This window comes from Candidatus Propionivibrio aalborgensis, assembly GCF_900089945.1.
Taxonomy (GTDB): Bacteria; Pseudomonadota; Gammaproteobacteria; order Burkholderiales; family Rhodocyclaceae; genus Propionivibrio; species Propionivibrio aalborgensis.
In genome coordinates this window covers 1-1,933 of record NZ_FLQY01000053.1, presented here as the reverse complement: position 1 = coordinate 1,933, position 1,933 = coordinate 1, and the positions used below count along the sequence as shown (strand labels likewise).

At 59.4% G+C, this 1,933-nt stretch carries 2 protein-coding genes; both read right to left on the bottom strand.

Annotation, left to right across the window (positions count from 1 at the left end; all coding sequences use genetic code 11):
• A partial coding sequence (gene hyfB, locus PROAA_RS03960) for a hydrogenase 4 subunit B (protein ID WP_186410091.1) occupies positions 1–1,689 on the bottom strand: 1,689 nt, incomplete at its 3' end.
• A complete protein-coding gene (locus tag PROAA_RS19020; protein WP_186410090.1) occupies positions 1,679–1,822 on the bottom strand; it encodes a hypothetical protein in 144 nt (47 codons plus the stop codon). The genes hyfB and PROAA_RS19020, both read right to left, overlap by 11 nt.
• Positions 1,823–1,933 lie beyond the last annotated feature (111 nt).

Below are 1,933 nucleotides of genomic sequence, written 5' to 3'. Positions count from 1 at the left end.
CCGCGTGCCGTGATCGGCAATTCTTGCAATCGGCAGATAGAGCCAGTACCAGAACGGGTCTTCAACGAGGCTTCGATAACGTGGCTGGGCATCGAATGGCGAGGGGTGCTCGCGGGTCCGTTTGAAGAAGGGCGAGAAGATTCTGCGGATCGGCTGGCCGAAACCCTCGGCGGTATCCTGCATGCGGGGAGTTTGCAACGGAAATCCGCAATCCCAGGCCGGCACGCGTTTCAGTCGGCCGTGGTAGAAACGGTTGACCGCAAAATAGACAAGCGGCATGAGAACGACAATGCTGCCGAGGAAAATGGCGGGGCTATAGCTGGCCCGGTCCTCGCTGATCGGCGCTAGAAGCCACCAGCCATGGCTGGCTGCCGTACCGCGCAGGCCACTCCCGACAAGCAGTCGGGTGACCGGGTCGAGCAACGAAATAACGGCATTCGGAAACAGGCCGAGCAGGACACAGCCCACACCCAGCCAGAGCAGCCCGATGCGTTCGAGGCGGCCGGCATCATGGGCGTGAGCGAGTTTTTCCTCGCGCGGCTGACCGAGGAATACGATGCCGAAGAACTTGACCATGGCGAAACCGGCAAATGCCGAGATCAGCGCGACGGCGCCGGCAATCACCGGCAGCAGCATGTTGAGATAACCATGTGGCACACCCGAGGTGAACAGGAAGCTTTGCAGCAACAGCCACTCCGAGACGAAACCGTTAAGTGGCGGCAGACCGGATGCAGCCAGCACGCCGATCAGCGCCAACCAGGCGACCCATGGCATGCGATGAATCAGCCCACCGAGTTTGCCCAGGTTGCGCTCGCGCGTGGCGTGCAGAACCGAGCCGGTACACAGGAAAAGCAGGCTCTTGAAGAAGGCGTGGTTCAGGCAATGATAGAGCGTGGCGGTTAGCGCCAGTGCAGCAAGATGCGGTAGCAGGAAGGACTTGAAGATCAGTGTCAGTCCGATTCCGAGAAATATCAACCCGATGTTCTCGATCGACGAATATGCGAGCAGTCGTTTCATGTCGGTTTGTACCGCCGAGAAGACGACGCCGAACAGTGCTGAAATCAGCCCGAGGACGAGCAGCAGAACGCCCCACCACCATAGTTGCGCATGCAACAGATCAAAGCTCACCCGCAGCATTCCGTAGATTGCTGTTTTAAGCATGACGCCACTCATCATCGCCGACACGGGAGAAGGAGCGGCCGGGTGCGCTTCGGGTAGCCAGATGTGTAGCGGCAACATGCCGGCCTTGGCGCCGAAGCCGAAAAGCGCAAGTAGAAAAGCGATGGTCGGCCAGAAACCGATGCGGGAGAAATCGCGCATGGCGTCAAAGGAATAGTCGCCCGCGCTGTCCGCCATCACGCCAAAGGAAAGAAGGATGCCTACCGCGCCGACGTGAGCAACCAGCAGGTAGAGATAACCGGCACGTCGGATTTCCGGATGGCGGTGTTCCGACGTGACCAGGAAGAAGGAGCTGAGCGCCATCGTTTCCCAGGCGACCATGAAGCCATAACCATCGTCGGCCAGCATGACGAAAGCCATGCTGGCCAGAAAGACGTGATAGAGCAGGCATTGCAGCCCCGGAGCCGTTCCGTCGCCCTTGCGCATATAGCCGGCGGCGTAGATCGAAATGCCGGCTGAGGCTGTTCCCAGCAGTAGCAGGAAGAAGGAGGACAGAGCGTCAAGGCGCAAATGGAGCGCCGAGGGGAAAGAGGACGCGGCTGTTCAGCAAAAAATTGCGCGGGAACGCAACGCCGATCATGCCGATCAACAACCAGCAAAGCGCCGCGATGAGGATCCAGTCGATCAACAGCAGCTCGTTCACTTTCGCTCACCCACACGATCGCTTGTTGCGAGAAGCCAGCTTGACGAAGACGGCTTCGCGGGCACGGACTATTGACCTTTGTTGCTTTGACTAGCGGGGCGCGTGATCATC